Genomic DNA, 16,945 nt, shown 5'->3' on the forward strand with positions numbered 1-16,945 from the left:
TTTAGATGATTTTGTTGCTATATTTCAACTCTTAAAAAATGATTTTCCCATAATTACTTCATGAGGTATTCACCTTTTAAAATACTACTCTATATTATTGCCACCCTTTTGGTAATGCTTGGAGTGACTTATTTAAGTTCTTCCAAAACGGTTGGGGAGCGCAAATCTCAGGAAGGTTTTTTTATTGGTGATATGAACATTAAATATCCTACAAACGAAAGTTTTCTGCAGGACCAAGGCAAGGATCGCTCTAAAATTAGAAGTTTAGATAGTATTGTCGAGAATATAGAAGGCTTGGTCAAAGACCTCGATAAAGAGGAATTGACTCCTGAAATAATTCCGAAAATTCCTGATTTTAAAAAAATAGACACTTCCAAAGTACAACGCCTTACTTATCCTGAAGATAAGTATGCTTTTATTCAACAATTGCGGCAAAATTTAGAAAGCGACAACTGCCGTATTATTCATTATGGTGATTCACAATTGGAAGGTGACCGAATTTCTGCTTATTTAAGAAACAGATTGCAAGGTCTATATGGTGGAACTGGACCAGGATTTGTGCCCATTGTTCAAGTTTACGAACAAATTAGTGCTAATGTCACCCATTCTGACAATTGGACACGACACGCCTATTTTGATCCCACCCAAAAGAAATTCCCTCATAAAAAATATGGTGCTTATTCGTCATTTTCAAGGTTTACGAAGGCTTATGAATCTGTGGACAGTCTACTCCTAGACTCGTTAAAATTACAAAAGGCAATTATTAATATTGGCGTATCTACCAAATCCTATTCTCTATTAAGAACCTTTAGCAAGATTGGCTTACATTATGGAAATACCGTGTCGCCCACTTCTATAAAAGTGTTTAACGATGATGTATTGATGAGCTCCGAAAATTTGATTGTAGATAGTACGTATCACAAATTTGTGATCAACCTCCCCACGACTCCATCCAATTTAAAAATCGAATTGGAAGGTAAGATAAGTCCCGATTTTTATGGTCTTACCTTAGATGGAAGAAATGGGATATCGTTAGATAATGTGGCCATGAGAGGCGCTTCGGGGACCATTTTTGCCAACACCGATAGTGGTAATTTCCAAAAAATGTATCAACAGTTAAAACCCAAAGTTCTCATCTTCCAATATGGCGGAAATTCGGTACCTTATATTAAAGATTCCTTAGAAGTAAGAGAATATGCAAGTTATTTAAAAAACCACATTAATTGGGTCAAAAGAAAAAGTGCCAATGCCAGCGTCATTTTTATTGGTCCATCAGACATGACCACCAATGATAAAGGCCAAATGATGACTTATTCCTTATTGCCTTATCTCAATAAAATGCTTCAAAATATGTGCAAGGAAAATGGCATTGCCTATTGGAGCATGTTTGATGCCATGGGAGGAAAAAATGCCATGCAACATTGGGTGGATCAAGGCTTGGCCGCAACGGACTATACTCATTTTTCACCTTCGGGAACCAAGATTATTTCAGAATTATTTTTTCTGGCCTTGTATTTAGATTTAACCAAAATAAAATGAAATACAGTTTAGTACTACTTTTTATAGGATTTACCACCGCGTTTTTTGGGCAAAATTTTATTTTGGACAGCTTAAAACCACAGTATGGCCATCTGATTAATTTTGAAGAGAATACCTTCAAAATGGCCAGTGAATCTCCTGCATTCAATCAATTTTTTGCTAAAATTGATTCCATTTACAGTGGCAAAAAACAAAAGCTTCATATTTTCCATATTGGCGGGTCACATATTCAAGCGGATATATATTCTAATAAAATCAGGACGTATCTTCAAAACACCAACACCGTGTCCCAAGGTCAACGTGGGTTTGTATTTCCTTTTCACCTAGCACATACTAATAACCCCACGAACTATCGCATTGAAGCGTCAAAGTCAAAATGGCAGGGCTACCGTTCTTCTGTAAAAAAGGACAGTATTGCTTGGGGATTGGCAGGAGTGACTGCTGCTTTTCGAGAAAAATCAGACACGATCGTCGTTAAATCCAACTACCGAAATTACACGAAGCAGCCTTATGAATTCAACAAGCTGCGAGTGTTTTACAACACTTGGAAATCAGATTACAATCTGACAATTACTCATCCAGAACTCGTAATATCCGATACCTTGAATTTAAATAAAATGTATCGGGAGTTTCAATTCAATAAATTGGTGGATGAAGTATCCATTTCTCTGGAATTAAAATCTGACACCATAACGCATCCAGAATTCGCCCTGATGGGCATGGATTTCCGAAATGATGATGACGGGATTGAATACACGAGTATTGGCGTTAATGGCGGCAGTTTTGCCTATTATAACCGTTCGGCTTATTTCGAAAAACAATTAGAGCTCTATAAACCCGACTTATTTATTATTGCCGTTGGCACCAACGATGGGTATATGCCGAAAAGTGAATTTGATGCGGAGGAATTCAGAGCATATTATGAGGCCTTTATTGGAATGATCCAACGCATCAATCCAGATTGTGCCATCTTATTAATGGTTCCCAATGACGATTATTATAAACGAAAAATCCCGAATCCAAATACGGCAATCCAACAAAAGGTAATCATGGAACTGTCTAGAAAGTATTATATGGCCGTTTGGGACCTTTATGAGATTATGGGCGGTTTCGGGTCTTCCAATAAATGGTATCAAAATAAATTAATGCCTCGAGATCGCATCCATTTTACCCAATTGGGCTACAGCCTTAAAGCCGATTTATTTATGGAAGCTTTGATAGATGCTTGGGCACAATCCACACATAGAAATAAAGAAGAACTCTTGAAGCACTATAAAACATTGAATGAATAGGCTATACGATATTTTTACGTTTTCGGAAGATTTTCCGCTGATTTTTACCCAAGCCAATTTTTGGATATTTTTTGCCGTTGCCTATTTTTTGTTCGCCTTGGTGCATAAAAAAATCAAACTTCGGAATTCTTATCTTTTCCTTATTTCACTGTTTTTTTATTATAAAACGAGCGGGTTCTTTATTGGCATTCTAATATTCAGTACGCTGGTCGATTTTTTTATTGGACGAAGTATTTATAAGAGTGAACAACAGACCAAACGTTATATCTTAGTGACTTTGAGTATCATCATAAATTTGACGGTACTATGTTATTTTAAATACGCTTACTTTTTTACAGACTCCTTTAATATGCTGTTCCATACCAATTTTGAAGTAGTCAATTGGTTGGCGCATTGGGGAAACAGCTTTAGTGATCAGAATTATTTCACGGTAGATAAAATCATTTTACCCGCTGGAATTTCATTTTATACCTTTCAAACCATCAGCTACAGCGTTGATATTTTTAGAAAAAAATTAGTGCCCTTAAAATCCATTCTCGATTTCGGATTTTATGTCAGTTTCTTTCCGCAATTGGTTGCTGGCCCTATTGTGAGGGCGGAAAATTTTGTACCTCAGATATCCAAGCCTACGGTTATTACAAAATCGGATTTTGATAGAGGAACTTTTATGATTTTAAAGGGCTTGATCAAGAAAATGATTTTTGCCGATTTTATTGCCATGCATTTCTTAGATCGTGTTTTTGATACGCCAGAAATGTTTTCAGGTTTTGCCAATGTGATGGCCATGATTGGATATTCGCTCCAAATTTATGGTGACTTTTCGGGCTACACGGATATTGCCATAGGATTGGCTTTATTGATGGGGTTCAAACTGCCGATTAACTTTAATTCGCCCTACAAAGCCACGAACGCTGGCGATTTCTGGAAGCGTTGGCACATTTCACTCTCTACTTGGCTGCGTGATTATCTCTACATCCCTTTGGGCGGGAACCGTAAGGGAACCTTGGCTTCCTATATTATTTTTGGTGTCATTTTATGTGGTACGCTGTATGCATTTCAGAATATGTTGGTCGTTTCCATTGTGTTGAGCTCGGCACTTCTTATTTACATCCTCTCACTTTTTAATACCAACGTAAAAAATCAAATCAATACCAATATCAATCTCATGTTAACCATGCTGATTGGTGGTTTATGGCACGGTGCTTCCTGGAAGTTTGTGATTTGGGGTGGATTGAATGGCTTGGGGATTGTGGTGTATAAATTCTGGCGAAAAGTCAGCCCTTATGAGACCAATAATGAATGGTATGCACGATGGTGGAAGATATTAGTAACCCTTACTTTTATCACCTTTACTCGAATTTATTTTAGAGGCGAAAGTATGGACCATATTTCACGTTGCTACAATCAAGTGGCCTATCACATGGACTGGCACTACGCTTGGGATATTTTGGTACATTACCAAATGGTGTTTTGGGTAATGCTAATAGGATATATCACACATTGGTTGCCTGAATCTACAAAAAATAAAATTGAAGCTATATATGCGATGAGTCCCGGATTTGCCAAAGTAATGATTGCAGCAAGTGTAGGTATTATCTGTTATCAAGCTTTTTCTACAGATTTTCAACCGTTCATTTATTTTCAGTTTTAAGAGCATTGAAATTAGATTTAAGTATCAAGTATTAAGAAACTATCTCATTATGGTCTCATCTTCAAACAGTACTTTAATTACATTTGTGAATCACAAAAAAGTCATTTTATATACTTGGTCTAAAATCTTAGTTGTGTTTGGTTCGATATAGTATTTGAGAACAGAAAAGCTATCATAAAAAGTCATAAAGCCTGCGTCATCCTGTCCTATGTCTAAATCTATCCGCTTTGTTCTGAGTTTTTACCACTTAATTCTTATTTTTACATCTTTAAAACATAAAAATTATGTCTGTAGCAAAAAGAGACTATAAAAGAATTACTGTAAAAACCTTGGTCGATATGAAAGCCAATGGTGAAAAAATATCCATGCTTACCGCCTATGATTATACCATGGCAAAAATTGTTGATGGCGCGGGCGTGGATGTCATTCTAGTCGGAGATTCTGCAAGTAATGTCATGGCCGGCCATGAAACCACCTTGCCTATTACTTTAGATCAAATGATTTATCATGCTGCAGGTGTAGTGCGCGCAATTGAACGCTCCTTGGTGGTGGTCGATCTGCCCTTTGGAAGCTATCAGAGTGATCCTAAGGAAGCGTTGCGCTCAGCGATCCGAATTATGAAGGAAAGTGGCGGCCACGCTGTAAAACTGGAAGGTGGAAAAGAAGTCAAGGAATCCATTAAACGGATTTTGAATGCAGGAATCCCTGTGATGGGCCATTTAGGACTAACGCCGCAATCCATCTATAAGTTTGGAACATATACGGTAAGAGCCAAGGAAGATGAAGAAGCCGATAAACTCAAGGAAGATGCCATGATGCTTGAACGAATTGGATGCTTTGCCATTGTTTTAGAAAAGATTCCAGCAAAATTGGCCCAAGAAGTCGCTGAAAGTATTTCCATCCCGGTTATTGGTATTGGCGCTGGTAGCGGAGTGGACGGACAGGTGCTTGTGCTGCACGATATGCTTGGAATGACCCATGAGTTCCATCCACGTTTTTTACGTCGTTATATGAATCTCTTTGAAGATATGACCAGCTCCATTTCACAATATGTGAAAGATGTGAAAGCAATCGATTTTCCTAATGATGAGGAACAGTATTAAAAGTTGTGAGTTATGGAACATAAAAACATTCAAGTTACCCATTCGTAAGGATTAATTATTTATACAGATAAAAACGGCTTTCAATTAAGACAATTCGTGACAAAACATCAAGAAAAAATTCTTTCAAACAAAGATAATCTTCAAGTTCTCTACGAAGACAATCACATCATCATTGTAAATAAGCGTGCCGGTGATATTGTTCAAGGTGACAAAACTGGTGATAAGCCTTTGAGCGAGGTCGTAAAATCTTATATTAAGGAAAAATACAACAAACCTGGAAATGTCTATCTTGGTGTTGCACACCGTTTGGACCGACCAACTACAGGGGTGATCGTATTTTCAAAAACGAGCAAAGCCTTACCACGTCTCAATAAATTATTTGCAGAAAAGGATGCAAAAAAGACTTATTGGGCGTTGGTAAAACAAATGCCTCCAAAACCAAAAGATACGTTGATCCACTGGTTAAAAAAGAATCCGAAAAACAATAAATCCACGGCTCATAGTAAAGAAATAGCTGATGGAAAAAAAGCCATTCTCCATTATAAAGTTTTAAAGAACCTAGACCATTACTATTTACTTGAAATACAGTTGGAGACCGGGCGGCACCATCAAATCCGTTCGCAGTTATCAAGTATTGGGTGCCCAATAAAAGGGGATTTAAAATATGGGTTTGACCGAAGCAATCCTGATGCGAGCATCTGTTTACATGCTAGAGGTCTCTCATTTGTGCATCCTGTTTCAAATGAGCAGATCCATGTAGAAGCTCCATTGCCAAATGATCCGCTTTGGGATGCTTGTTTATAAGTAATTGGTTGAGATTCTAAATGCTGATCTGAAAAATCCTGATTGATCTTGACCCTTAAAAATGACATTTTAATTAATTGATATGTCAAGTGATCGTTTTTTAACTACTTTTATATATCTCAGGTTGAATAGCATAGTGCATCATAAACTCCAGTCAGATTAATGAATTGTAATATTTATTTCTTTTAAAGAACGGTTGGCCATTGGGTAGTCTATAACGAGTAGCGTTCCCTCATTTGGCGCAGATTTCAAATGGAATGTGGAATCCGTAAGCTCTGCCCTATTTTTCATATTCAATAATCCGGAGCTGTCCTTAACATCCTTCACCACAAACCCCTTACCATTGTCTTCTACTCTAATTAGCAAACAATCCTTTTTATAATCTAACGAAATTTTTAGAGTTGTAGCTTTTGAATGCTTTACGGTATTTGAAATAAATTCCTGTATAATTCGGAACAAGATAATCTCATCTTTCGTATTGGAAAACGGTAGTGTTTCACCACTGATAATAAGGTCTGAACTTATTAAATTCATACGGTTGAGGCGTTCAATTTCAGCGGTTACTGATTTTTCAAAACCTCTATTTTGAATAACCTCGGTATTTAGAGATTTGGATAAGGCTCTGACCTCGCCCAAACTTTGTTTGATGATTTTTTGAGTTTCAATATAGGAATCTTTGATGTCCTCACCTATTTTAATTCCCAACATTCCCATTTGCATACTGGCGAGTGCTAACAACTGACCGATATTATCATGAAGTTCTTGACCAATATACTTAAGGGTCTGCTCTTGGATTTCGGCACTGGTTTTGGCAACAATGTCTTCAAATTCTTTCTGCTGCTTTATACGTTCTAACAGTAATTTATTCTTTCGCTTTTGGAAAGCAATAAAAAAAACAATGACCATGGTCGCTAATAATCCCACCACTAAGGTCATATAGCCTATCAATGCAATTTCTTCCTTTCTTATGGTTTCCTCTTGGATAGCGGATATAAGAATGCAAAAGTAAAACCGGAGTAAGTACATATATTAATTATTAATAAAAGTAATATTCTAAATCTACCAAATTCTGAGTTTATGGATTTGAAATAACCATCAAAAATGAATAAAGGAATGACGCAAAGATACCAAAGTAACAAACAGATGCTTATATAAAAAGACGGCAGCTTATAAAAATCAAGGATTCGATCACTCTTGATTAGTTGTAGAAAATATAATAACACATATAAACAAATTATGGCTAGACCGATAGAAAAGTGATATGGCAATGTCATGGTAAAAAAAGCATCAGTCAATGTATAATAAAGAATTGCGAATGAGCTAAAGATTGCAAACGTAGACAATACCGTGATTTTAGCTTTAAAACCCGTTATTAAATTATAGTAAAAAATACTTATAAAACCAATGGCCAAGTAAGCGTAGATATTATACAGCCATATATTGCGACAAAACACACTGTTCTTAAGCGCTATAAACCATTCGTGGTCATAGTTGTTTAGCATTAAATAGCTATACCCTCCAATTATTTCAACAACCACCGTCAACCATAAATAATGAACAAAAATCCGCAACTTAGGATCTTTGACTTTCCAGAAATAATAACTTCCAGAGACCGCTGCCAAAAGTTCAAAAAATATGGTAATTATAGCACGATAAGTAATTATAAATTCTAAAAACACAGCGTTTATTGAGGGTAATTAGCTCCTGGAGGATCACCTTGATTCCCATGATCTAGTCCACCACCACCAGGAATATCGCTCATTTCTGTCTGCATGGAGAAATTAAACATTGATGCATTCGCTTTATTAGGTTTGCCTGTTGGGATAAAAAACATGGTGGTATAGCCAGCCTCCCCGTTTTGATCAGGATGGGCTCCTAAATAAATTCTAACGCCGTTCATTGTATAGCCTAATTCTTTAGCTTCATTTTCAGCATAATCAAGGTAGTTTCTAACTTGATCCAAACCATACCATGACGATCGGTTGTCTCCACCTTTCCTCTTCACGAGAGAATCACTGATTAATTTGTACCTTGGGTTATAAGCTTGATCTAAAGCTTTGGCCTGATCAGAAGTGATATGGCCCTTGGGAGCATGAGGATTTGTCGTCATTTTAGTATGGTCTTGACAACAATAGAAATACATTCCCACAGCGCCGAGAAGTATACCTAAAATGAGAATAATAAAATTTTTCATAAGGAGTTGGTTTTACTTGTTTAGGATTTGAAATTATAGAAATTTTATCTAAAACTCAGCGAAAAACTAGTTAATTTGATAAAATAAGAAGGATTCTGATTGATTTAACTTTGAAAGCTACAGAATCACTATTTTAAACTGAATTTTTTCGTCTGGATTTTTTTGGGACAATCGGTTAATCGCCATTTCAGAAAGTTGCAGAATTCTTGGATAACCTCCTGTAGTTTGGCCATCACGCATTAATAGCATCAATTGTCCAGAAGGTGTTAGTTGGATGGTTCCAGGTAAAACAGGTGCGGTAATGATAGAGTTCAAATTGTTTTCAAGAGTTTCTTCCAATTGATAAGCCATCCGATTGCTATCCTTTGAAATAGTAAATTTGTTATTAAATAATACATTTCGCTGGTAATGATTAAGCAATTCAAAATCAACACTTTTGAACACATGAAGTTTATCAGATTCAAAATGTGATCTTGGTGTTTTTAAAATGGTATTTGATCTATTGCGTTTTACGGGCATGTTTGATACTTGCAAAACGTCTCCAGTCCTCAATCGTTGCTGATTGGTAATGGAACCATAAAAGCTTCTACTTCCCATAACTTGTTCCGTTTGAAACCCGCCCATTACTGCTAAATAGCCTCTACAACCCAATTTTTTTTTACCAAAAGAAAGTACGTCATCCTTTTTGACGAGGGCATACCTGCCATTTTCTATAGACTCCCCGTTGATTTGAGGCTTACTTACCATTCCTGTTATGCAAATGGCGGTGTCTATATGAAATTTAAGCTTTGGCCCTAATAGCGTGAACTCAAGCACAGCAGCGTGATCAGTATTCCCTAAGATAGCATTGGCCAATTTCGCCGAATAGTGATCCATTGCTCCAGAAATAGGCACTCCAAAGTGCTGATAGCCATATCGACCCAAATCTTGAATGCTGTCGTACAGCCCTGCTCTTAAAATTTCAACCATAGCGCACCTCACTTTCCATACTGTATGTGCCGTTTTTAATCTGCGATGAAATCTCTTGATGTGCTTTATGAGTGACTGCAACAAAGTGTATATTATCACCCGGACTCACAAAACAGGGGACTTCCATTTTCGGATTAAAAAAAACCAAAGGTGAATTCCCGATAATATTCCATCCCCCCGGACTTGCATTAGGATAGATACCTGTTTGTTCGCCGCCAATACCAACGGCTCCTTTTTGAATGTGCTGCCTTGGACTAGTTTTTCTTGGGATATAAAGGCGTTTATCCAAACCTCCCAAATATAAAAATCCAGGAAGAAAGCCGATGAAATATACTTTATAAATGGCTTCAGAATGTAAACGCACAACTTCTGAAGTTGGAAGATTCTTTTCTTTTGCAATTTCCTCTAAATCTACTCCAAAAATAGAATCATAGCAAACGGGGATTGTCCAAACTTTTTGAGGTAGAATGCCCAAACTTTTTCTTGATCTATAGTTCGTTTTTAATAATGACACTTCAGATTCAAACTCAGCAATATACAATTTATAGCTTATTAGCATTGAGCAATATGCGCTTGTAATATGAAGTATTGGTTCACTATTCGATTGCAATAGGTACGTCTTGAATATTAGTATATCCTCAAGGATGTCGTGTGCAATATATTGCGGCCATTCCACCAAAATTGTGGTTTCAGAAAAACGCGAATATGTCAATTGATAAGTGTTCAAATCCTACAAAACTTGAATTCGACTATGATGGAGTTGCGCGGTCAAAAATTGTAAATAGTGCGCCGCCTGCGGGTGATCACCATGAATGCAAATGGTATCTGCTTTGATGGATTTCTTTATGCCGTTTATGCTGTTTACTTTATGATTTACGATCATCCCAAGAACGTGATTGCTCATTTGCTGTGCATCTTTAATAAGTGCCTGGGGATGCGTTCTTGGCACCAACGTCAAGTCATCATTATAATTTCTATCCGCAAAAATTTCATAAACGACCTCAATAGTTTGAATTTTAGCCATTTTAGCGATTAAGGATCCATATGGCGCGTAAAGTTTTAGATCCATATCGAAATGCTTCACCAACGAAATAACTACTCCTGCGTAGATTTTATCAGTAATGGCAAGGTTATACAGTGCACCATGGGGTTTGATATGATGCAAGTTATCGCCTTCAATGTCTAAGACGTGTAATAGATGGTTGACTTGTGAAATCAATGATTTCAATAAACTTTTAGGAGATATTTCCATTTTAAGTCGTCCGAAATTTTCTTGATCAGGAAATGAAGGATGTGCACCAATTTTAACCTGATGCTGTTTTGAAAGTCTTACTACAGAAGTCATGGTAGCCTTATCTCCAGCGTGTCCTCCGCAAGCTATATTACAGGAGGAGAGATATGGCATCAAATTGACTTCATTGTTTAGACCTTCACCAACATCGGCATTGATATCTATGAATCTTATAAGGTTTTCTTTAGGCATTAATTTGTAATAGATCGCAGACAGCACTGATTCTGCTAATTTAAACTGATTTTTTTTCAAACGATAATTCGGCGGGTTTTAGGGTCATTGCAGTTTTAGGTCTCTCATCACTCCTGTTCTGCTAGAAAAATTGGAATTTTATTCTTTTTGATTGGACTTTGCGACAAAGACTAAATCAATTCAAGTACCATCAAAATACTCTTTCCTCCTAAAAAAACAGCCACGCCTACAATGACATACCCGATAATGTTCTGAATTATGGTATTCTTATATGTCCCTAAAATACTCGATTTATTCATTACCCACAATAAAAACGCGGCGATAATTGGCAACAACAATCCATTGGTGATTTGTGCAAACTTGATGATTTCAATCGATTTAAATCCGATAGATGAAAACAACACGCCTAGACCTAGAATAAACATCCAAACCGCTCTAAAAGGATGTGATTTCATGTTTGTGGACCATCCCAAACACCCCGTGGCTACATAGGCTGCAGCCAAAGGTGCCGTAATAGCACTTGTTATTCCTGCAGCAAAAAGACCAATGGCCAAAAAATACTTGGCAAAATGTCCGAATAGTGGCTCTAGTCCTTTTGCCAAATCGGCAGCGCTTGAAATGTTCTGGGAATCAATGGCGGCGGCTGAAATGATAATGCACATAGAAACAATGCCTCCTAAAATAACAGCGATTACCGTATCTTTTCTGGCATATTTTAAATCGGATTCATGATGCCATTTTTCTTTAACCAGGGAGACATGCAGAAACAAATTATAAGGCACCACGGTGGTGCCAATCAACCCAATAATAGTCAATACATTGTTTTCAGTGACCTTTGGAATAAAGAGACCCTTAAAAACAGCGGAAAAATCTGGTTTTGTTATGATCGCGGTCAATAAAAAGGATACACTCATCAAAATGACCAAGGACACTAACACCCTCTCCAACACCTTATAGTTCCCAATATACAACACAGAAAATGCAATAACACCAATAATAATACTTAAAAAATTTAAGTTAAAACCTCCATACGAAATCATGGGATTCCCAAAAATGGTTTCCATACCCAAAACACTTCCACTAATGTTCCCTGCCTCATACGCTGCGTTTCCAATGACGATTGCGGAGAGAATCAAAAAGATGGTAAGTCCCCTCAGGATTGGACTTTTAATTTCTGATCTTATGATTTCTGAAAGTCCTTTTTGGGTAATAATGCCTAAACGTGCGGACATTTCTTGGAGCACAATGGTGGCGATTATTGATAAACCCATGGCCCATAGCAAAGTAAATCCAAAATTGACCCCCGCCAAAGTACACACAGTAACCGTCCCAGGACCTATAAAAGCTGCTGCTACTAAAGGACCAGGTCCTATGTTTTTAAACCAGTTTTTAATCACGCGCCACCGTGTTTAAGGCATAAATGGCAAAACTTCCCAACCAATGACCACCTTCATAACTATCCCCCACAATACTCGGCAAGGAGTAAGTAATGTGTGCGTTGGCAATATTTTTGAGATGGGCATATTCCGGTAAATCTTTCGAAATTTCATAAAGACTCCATCCTCTCGAAAAGTTGACCCCATCAAGATGCACGAGTTTTCCATCGGTCCTATCACTTACCTTTCCTGTTTCTAAATTGAAATTCTTGTCTTTTAATTGTGGAAGAAAATCTGCCAACCACGTTTTAAATTCATCGTTGGGAAGCACCCGTTTCATGAGCGCCGCTTCTTCCAAACAAGGTGACAGAAAATCATAGCCACTTGGTTCCCATGACAGCGGGCAACTCGCATCTTTTAAATAGAAATCTTTTGATCGTTGAGCAATTAATGCTTCCAGATCTTCATTACCTACCGTTTTCGCATAATCATAAGCAAATGAAAGCCCGAACGCCGTATTGGTATGTTCACCTACCCGAATAGGGTAATTGAGTTTTGGCAGGAACTCCAAATATTTCTCAACTATCAAATCAGTAAGCGGTTGTAAATTTGTTTCCAGCTCTCTAGCCAAAGGCGCATCCCAAGTATGCAATTCTTCAGCCAATTTCAATAGCCATGCCCAACCATAGGTGCGTTCATAACTGGAATTATGCTTCATATGAAAGTAATCGACTTCTCTTTGAATATTATCTGCAGACATGTTCTGCAGAAGCATCTGCTCTATTTCCCTTTTCTTAGTGAGCTCCGGAAACTGCTTTAACAAACTTACCAAACTCCAATGACCATGTACTGAAGAATGCCAATCAAAACAGCCATAAAATGCTGGGTGAAGAGTTTTAGGGGTTTTTAAATCGGCACTACTTCCAATGGTTTGATTGAGTTTATTGGGGTATTCAACCTGAACGCAATTAAGCGGCAATCCAGCCAGGTTATTCGCTTCTTCCAAATGTAAAATAGGCGCCTGAACTTCCACGATTTCTGAAATTTTTTCAGGTTTTGGAGGTTCTTTTTCTTTGGAATCATTACAGCTGAAAAGGACAACTATTGGAAGTAGGTATTTGAATGATTTGATCATATATTGGATATTGAATTTTATAAAATAAAATTGTCTATTGTATCACTAGATTCCTGCCTGCGCCTGTCTGCCTAACAGGCAGGCAGGAATTGCTCAGCCTAACCACCCTTCTCTATCGAGGCTTCTGTATTGAATGGCTTCACTGATATGAGCGCCTTTTAAATCTTCAACACCTTCCAAATCGGCGATAGTTCTAGCAACTTTTAAAATCCGGTCGTAAGCGCGGGCTGAGAGATTTAAGCGCTCCATGGCAGTTTTTAACAATTGCATGGAGGCCGCATCCAAAATACAGTGCTTTCGGATTTGCTTTGTGTTCATCTGCGCGTTATAATGCACTTTATCAGAATCTTCAAAACGTTTCGTCTGCAGCTCCCTGGCGGCGGTTACCCGTTTTCTGATGTCCACGGAAGATTCGCTTTTTCGATCATCGGAAAGCTTTTCAAATGGAACTGGGGTTACTTCAATATGAATATCAATACGATCCAATAGAGGTCCTGAAATCTTGCTTAAATACCGTTGCATCTCTGCTGGAGAAGAGGTTACAGGGGCGTTGGGATCATTGAAATAACCACCGGGACTTGGATTCATACTCGCTACCAACATAAAAGACGATGGATAGGTGACCGTGAATTTTGCTCGAGAAATCGTCACTTCCCGATCTTCTAAAGGCTGGCGCATGACTTCCAGTACGTCCCGTTTGAATTCTGGCAATTCGTCCAAAAACAAAACGCCATTGTGCGATAAGGAAATCTCTCCAGGCTGAGGATAACTTCCACCACCAACTAAAGCAACATTTGAAATTGTATGGTGCGGACTTCTAAAAGGGCGTTGTGACATCAGTCCCGTATTGTCCTTGACACGTCCTGCTACCGAGTGGATTTTAGTGGTCTCCAAAGCTTCCCGCATGGTCATGGGCGGCAAAATACTTGGTAAGCGTTTGGCCAGCATTGTTTTTCCTGCTCCGGGTGGGCCAATCAGGATGATGTTATGACCGCCTGCCGCCGCAATTTCCATACAGCGTTTGATGGATTCCTGTCCCTTTACATCTGAAAAATCAAATTCAGGGAAATCTAGACTTTTATAAAACTCTTCTTGAACATTAATAATTGTACGCTCTAAGGGGTCGTTTTTATCAAAGAAATCAATCACATCCTTTATGTTTTCTACGCCGTACACTTTCAAATCTGAAACGATGGCGGCTTCCTTTGCGTTCTGCATGGGCAGAATAAAACCTTTATAACCTTCTTCTTGTGCTTTTATAGCTATGGGTAAAGCGCCTTTGATGGGCTGCAAATTACCATCCAAGGATAATTCTCCCATAATTAAATACTCCTCTAAATTCTCCGCTTGAATTTGACCGGTTGCTGCTAAAATTCCAATGGCCAAAGTTAAATCATAACTGGAGCCTTCCTTACGTAAGTCGGCGGGAGACATGTTGATAATGATTTTTTTTCCTGGAATTTTATACCCGTTATTTTGAAGTGCAGCGGCAATCCGGAAGTTGCTTTCTTTGATGGCATTGTCCGGAAGCCCAACCAAATGGTAACCAACACCGTTATCTACATTCACCTCAACGGTGATGGTGGTGGCCTCAACACCAAAAACGGCACTTCCGAAAACTTTTTTGAGCATAGTGGGAATGGTTTGGTTAAATGTATGAAGAATGCCCTTAACTTCAAAGAGGAAAGTTTAAGGAGCGTATTGGATAATGGAAAACATCGTTAATTGATTCCCAAACATCAATCGTAAATGATGGACTGAAAGATTTACAACAGGATCCAAGAAATAAAACCTCCCCTAACAAAATAAAGACAACTTTTACTTATTAGGATCCAAACTCACCGAGCTATTAAAATCCAAGCCCCATTGGATTCCTAAAAGTGCTACCGTTTGCCCTTCACTTATAAAATTCTTTCCAAAGGCACCATTTATCGTAAAAGCCTCGGTAATTTTGTACCTAATACTGCCCATGGATCGTTCTTCAGTATTCTTGTCAGCATCTCTCGTAATGTATTCATATCCAAAATATAGATTATCAAATTCCAAAGCAATTTTTGCCCCATAATCAATGGCATCTTCAATTCTTAATGCCCCAGAATCGAGATCCCGATGTAAACCATCTCTAAGATATCTTAACACGCCATAAATATGTACATGGCCATGTTTTCCCATGGTTGGCATATAAAACGCCAAATCTCCTGTAGCCCAAACACCAAACCGTCCAAAAGTAGCATCAAGATTCTGACTTTTATCCCCCATGAAGTGGCTGTAAGCAACCGCCACATCCAATGCGAACAATGGTCGAAGCTGAAGAGATTCCTCTAAATCAGCAACCATTGCTTGATAACCATCCAAACTGGTTATCGTGGTGTTTCTCTCCTCTAGACTTAAGCCTGGCTTGGCAAAAACCATCATGACTTCCGGACTTGACATCAATTGTTCATAACGTGCGTATTGCGCTTTGATTTCGGAAATTTGATTCTGCGTCTTAACTGATAATAACCGCGTTCTTGCACCAATGGACACATAAGATTGTGGTACTTCAAAAACATTATAGGTGCCGTTCATCAATGCTAATGAAATGGATGCCTTTTTCCAAGCATCCCCAAAAATATTATAATGCGTATAATCATTGACACTGATAGTTTCCTTTTCAGGCTGGTCTAGTTTAAGGTTATTATATGTAAAGAAGTTCATCTTTTCTCGTTTAACATACCAATATGGCTGGAACTCCAAAGCAAAATTAGTATTGCCCAACCCGTCTGTACTGTTTCCTGAGAATGCATTTATAGTTTGGATGGAAAACGCCTGAATATTATCAGGAACAATAATATTGGATGGTGCTATGTCCATTAATACAAAAGCTGGAGCGTTGGGCGGTGACAAGTTTTTTAATGCTGCAGTGGGATTGATATCCGATTGTGCAAATAGTATCGAGGTTACGAAAACACTTATGTATTTAAAACAGTTCATAGCTTAGGTTTTAAGTTAATTCCAATGCGCTCTCTAGGATGTACGTTTTTGTACTAAAAAAAGCTTGTAGCTTAAATGACATATTAAAAACGCCATAATCGCCACCATTAATACTTGGTTCATACGTGTCTTTCACTTGTTTTATGGCTAGATCAAAAGTGGTTTCGTCAGGGAAATCATTAAAGAATCGCAAAAAAGAAATGACTCTAAAAATTTTTCCATTTACGGCGTTTCCATTGTCCAACTGCTTCCAACCTGTATTTTGGGTAGGATCAAAAGGTGTTAGGTATGAATATGCCGATTGATCGTTGATGGTATGATATAAAAACGCATAGGTCATTGGAATGGCCTCCGTTTCAATGCCTACTTTTAGTTTTATAGGACTGTTTGCCCCAACATTATAAGTTTCCATAAGCTCCAATTTTT

General features: G+C 37.9%; 15 protein-coding genes. 5 read left to right on the top strand and 10 right to left on the bottom strand.

Annotated elements, in window-relative coordinates:
* Positions 1-60 precede the first annotated feature (60 nt).
* The 5 genes from G525_RS0113450 to G525_RS0113470 all read left to right on the top strand — a co-directional run bounded on the left by G525_RS0113450 (position 61) and on the right by G525_RS0113470 (position 6,389).
* Positions 61-1,539, top strand: coding sequence for a GDSL-type esterase/lipase family protein (locus G525_RS0113450; protein WP_027126632.1), 1,479 nt, complete (start codon positions 61-63; stop codon positions 1,537-1,539).
* On the top strand, positions 1,536-2,831 hold the full coding sequence (locus tag G525_RS0113455; protein ID WP_027126633.1) for a GDSL-type esterase/lipase family protein: 1,296 nt from the start codon (positions 1,536-1,538) through the stop codon (positions 2,829-2,831). The genes G525_RS0113450 and G525_RS0113455 overlap by 4 nt, the downstream gene beginning before the upstream one ends.
* The gene (locus G525_RS0113460; RefSeq protein ID WP_027126634.1) at positions 2,824-4,482 is read left to right on the top strand and encodes an MBOAT family O-acyltransferase; all 1,659 of its coding nucleotides are present in this window, start codon (positions 2,824-2,826) and stop codon (positions 4,480-4,482) included. The genes G525_RS0113455 and G525_RS0113460 overlap by 8 nt, the downstream gene beginning before the upstream one ends.
* Positions 4,483-4,766: 284 nt before the next feature.
* The gene (panB, locus tag G525_RS0113465; RefSeq protein WP_027126635.1) at positions 4,767-5,585 is read left to right on the top strand and encodes a 3-methyl-2-oxobutanoate hydroxymethyltransferase; all 819 of its coding nucleotides are present in this window, start codon (positions 4,767-4,769) and stop codon (positions 5,583-5,585) included.
* Positions 5,586-5,681: 96 nt separating this feature from the next.
* The gene (locus G525_RS0113470) at positions 5,682-6,389 is read left to right on the top strand and encodes an RluA family pseudouridine synthase (protein ID WP_027126636.1); all 708 of its coding nucleotides are present in this window, start codon (positions 5,682-5,684) and stop codon (positions 6,387-6,389) included.
* A 159-nt stretch (positions 6,390-6,548) separates the two neighbouring features.
* Here the strand turns inward: G525_RS0113470 and G525_RS0113475 are convergent, their stop codons facing one another.
* The 10 genes from G525_RS0113475 to G525_RS0113525 all read right to left on the bottom strand — a co-directional run bounded on the left by G525_RS0113475 (position 6,549) and on the right by G525_RS0113525 (position 16,931).
* On the bottom strand, positions 6,549-7,415 hold the full coding sequence (locus tag G525_RS0113475) for a sensor histidine kinase (protein ID WP_245577800.1): 867 nt from the start codon (positions 7,413-7,415) through the stop codon (positions 6,549-6,551).
* A gap of 658 nt (positions 7,416-8,073) precedes the next feature.
* Positions 8,074-8,583 carry a hypothetical protein gene (locus tag G525_RS0113480; protein ID WP_027126638.1) on the bottom strand — a complete coding sequence of 170 codons (510 nt, stop codon included), beginning with the start codon at positions 8,581-8,583 and terminating at the stop codon, positions 8,074-8,076.
* 117 nt (positions 8,584-8,700) lie between these two features.
* The gene (locus tag G525_RS0113485) at positions 8,701-9,552 is read right to left on the bottom strand and encodes a 5-oxoprolinase subunit C family protein (protein ID WP_027126639.1); all 852 of its coding nucleotides are present in this window, start codon (positions 9,550-9,552) and stop codon (positions 8,701-8,703) included.
* Complete coding sequence (gene pxpB, locus G525_RS0113490) at positions 9,545-10,264, bottom strand: 5-oxoprolinase subunit PxpB (RefSeq protein ID WP_027126640.1); 720 nt, start codon at positions 10,262-10,264, stop codon at positions 9,545-9,547. Before pxpB ends, G525_RS0113485 begins: the two co-directional genes overlap by 8 nt.
* Positions 10,265-10,282: 18 nt before the next feature.
* Positions 10,283-11,035: a 5-oxoprolinase subunit PxpA gene (pxpA, locus tag G525_RS0113495; RefSeq protein ID WP_027126641.1), complete on the bottom strand. Its 753-nt coding sequence runs from the start codon at positions 11,033-11,035 to the stop codon at positions 10,283-10,285.
* A 170-nt stretch (positions 11,036-11,205) separates the two neighbouring features.
* Positions 11,206-12,432 carry an Nramp family divalent metal transporter gene (locus G525_RS0113500; RefSeq protein ID WP_027126642.1) on the bottom strand — a complete coding sequence of 409 codons (1,227 nt, stop codon included), beginning with the start codon at positions 12,430-12,432 and terminating at the stop codon, positions 11,206-11,208.
* Positions 12,425-13,543, bottom strand: a complete 1,119-nt coding sequence (locus G525_RS0113505) for a DUF2891 domain-containing protein (protein ID WP_425402523.1) — start codon at positions 13,541-13,543, stop codon at positions 12,425-12,427. Before G525_RS0113505 ends, G525_RS0113500 begins: the two co-directional genes overlap by 8 nt.
* Before the next feature lie 96 nt (positions 13,544-13,639).
* A complete protein-coding gene (locus G525_RS0113510; RefSeq protein ID WP_027126644.1) occupies positions 13,640-15,178 on the bottom strand; it encodes a YifB family Mg chelatase-like AAA ATPase in 1,539 nt (512 codons plus the stop codon).
* A gap of 186 nt (positions 15,179-15,364) precedes the next feature.
* Positions 15,365-16,519 carry a hypothetical protein gene (locus G525_RS0113515; protein ID WP_157491944.1) on the bottom strand — a complete coding sequence of 385 codons (1,155 nt, stop codon included), beginning with the start codon at positions 16,517-16,519 and terminating at the stop codon, positions 15,365-15,367.
* 10 nt (positions 16,520-16,529) lie between these two features.
* Positions 16,530-16,931 (bottom strand): hypothetical protein, encoded by a 402-nt coding sequence (locus tag G525_RS0113525; protein WP_027126646.1) that lies wholly within the window; start codon positions 16,929-16,931, stop codon positions 16,530-16,532.
* Between the last annotated feature and the right edge of the window lie 14 nt (positions 16,932-16,945).

Origin of the sequence: Gelidibacter mesophilus DSM 14095 (assembly GCF_000423005.1) — a bacterium.
Classification (GTDB): domain Bacteria; phylum Bacteroidota; class Bacteroidia; order Flavobacteriales; family Flavobacteriaceae; genus Gelidibacter; species Gelidibacter mesophilus.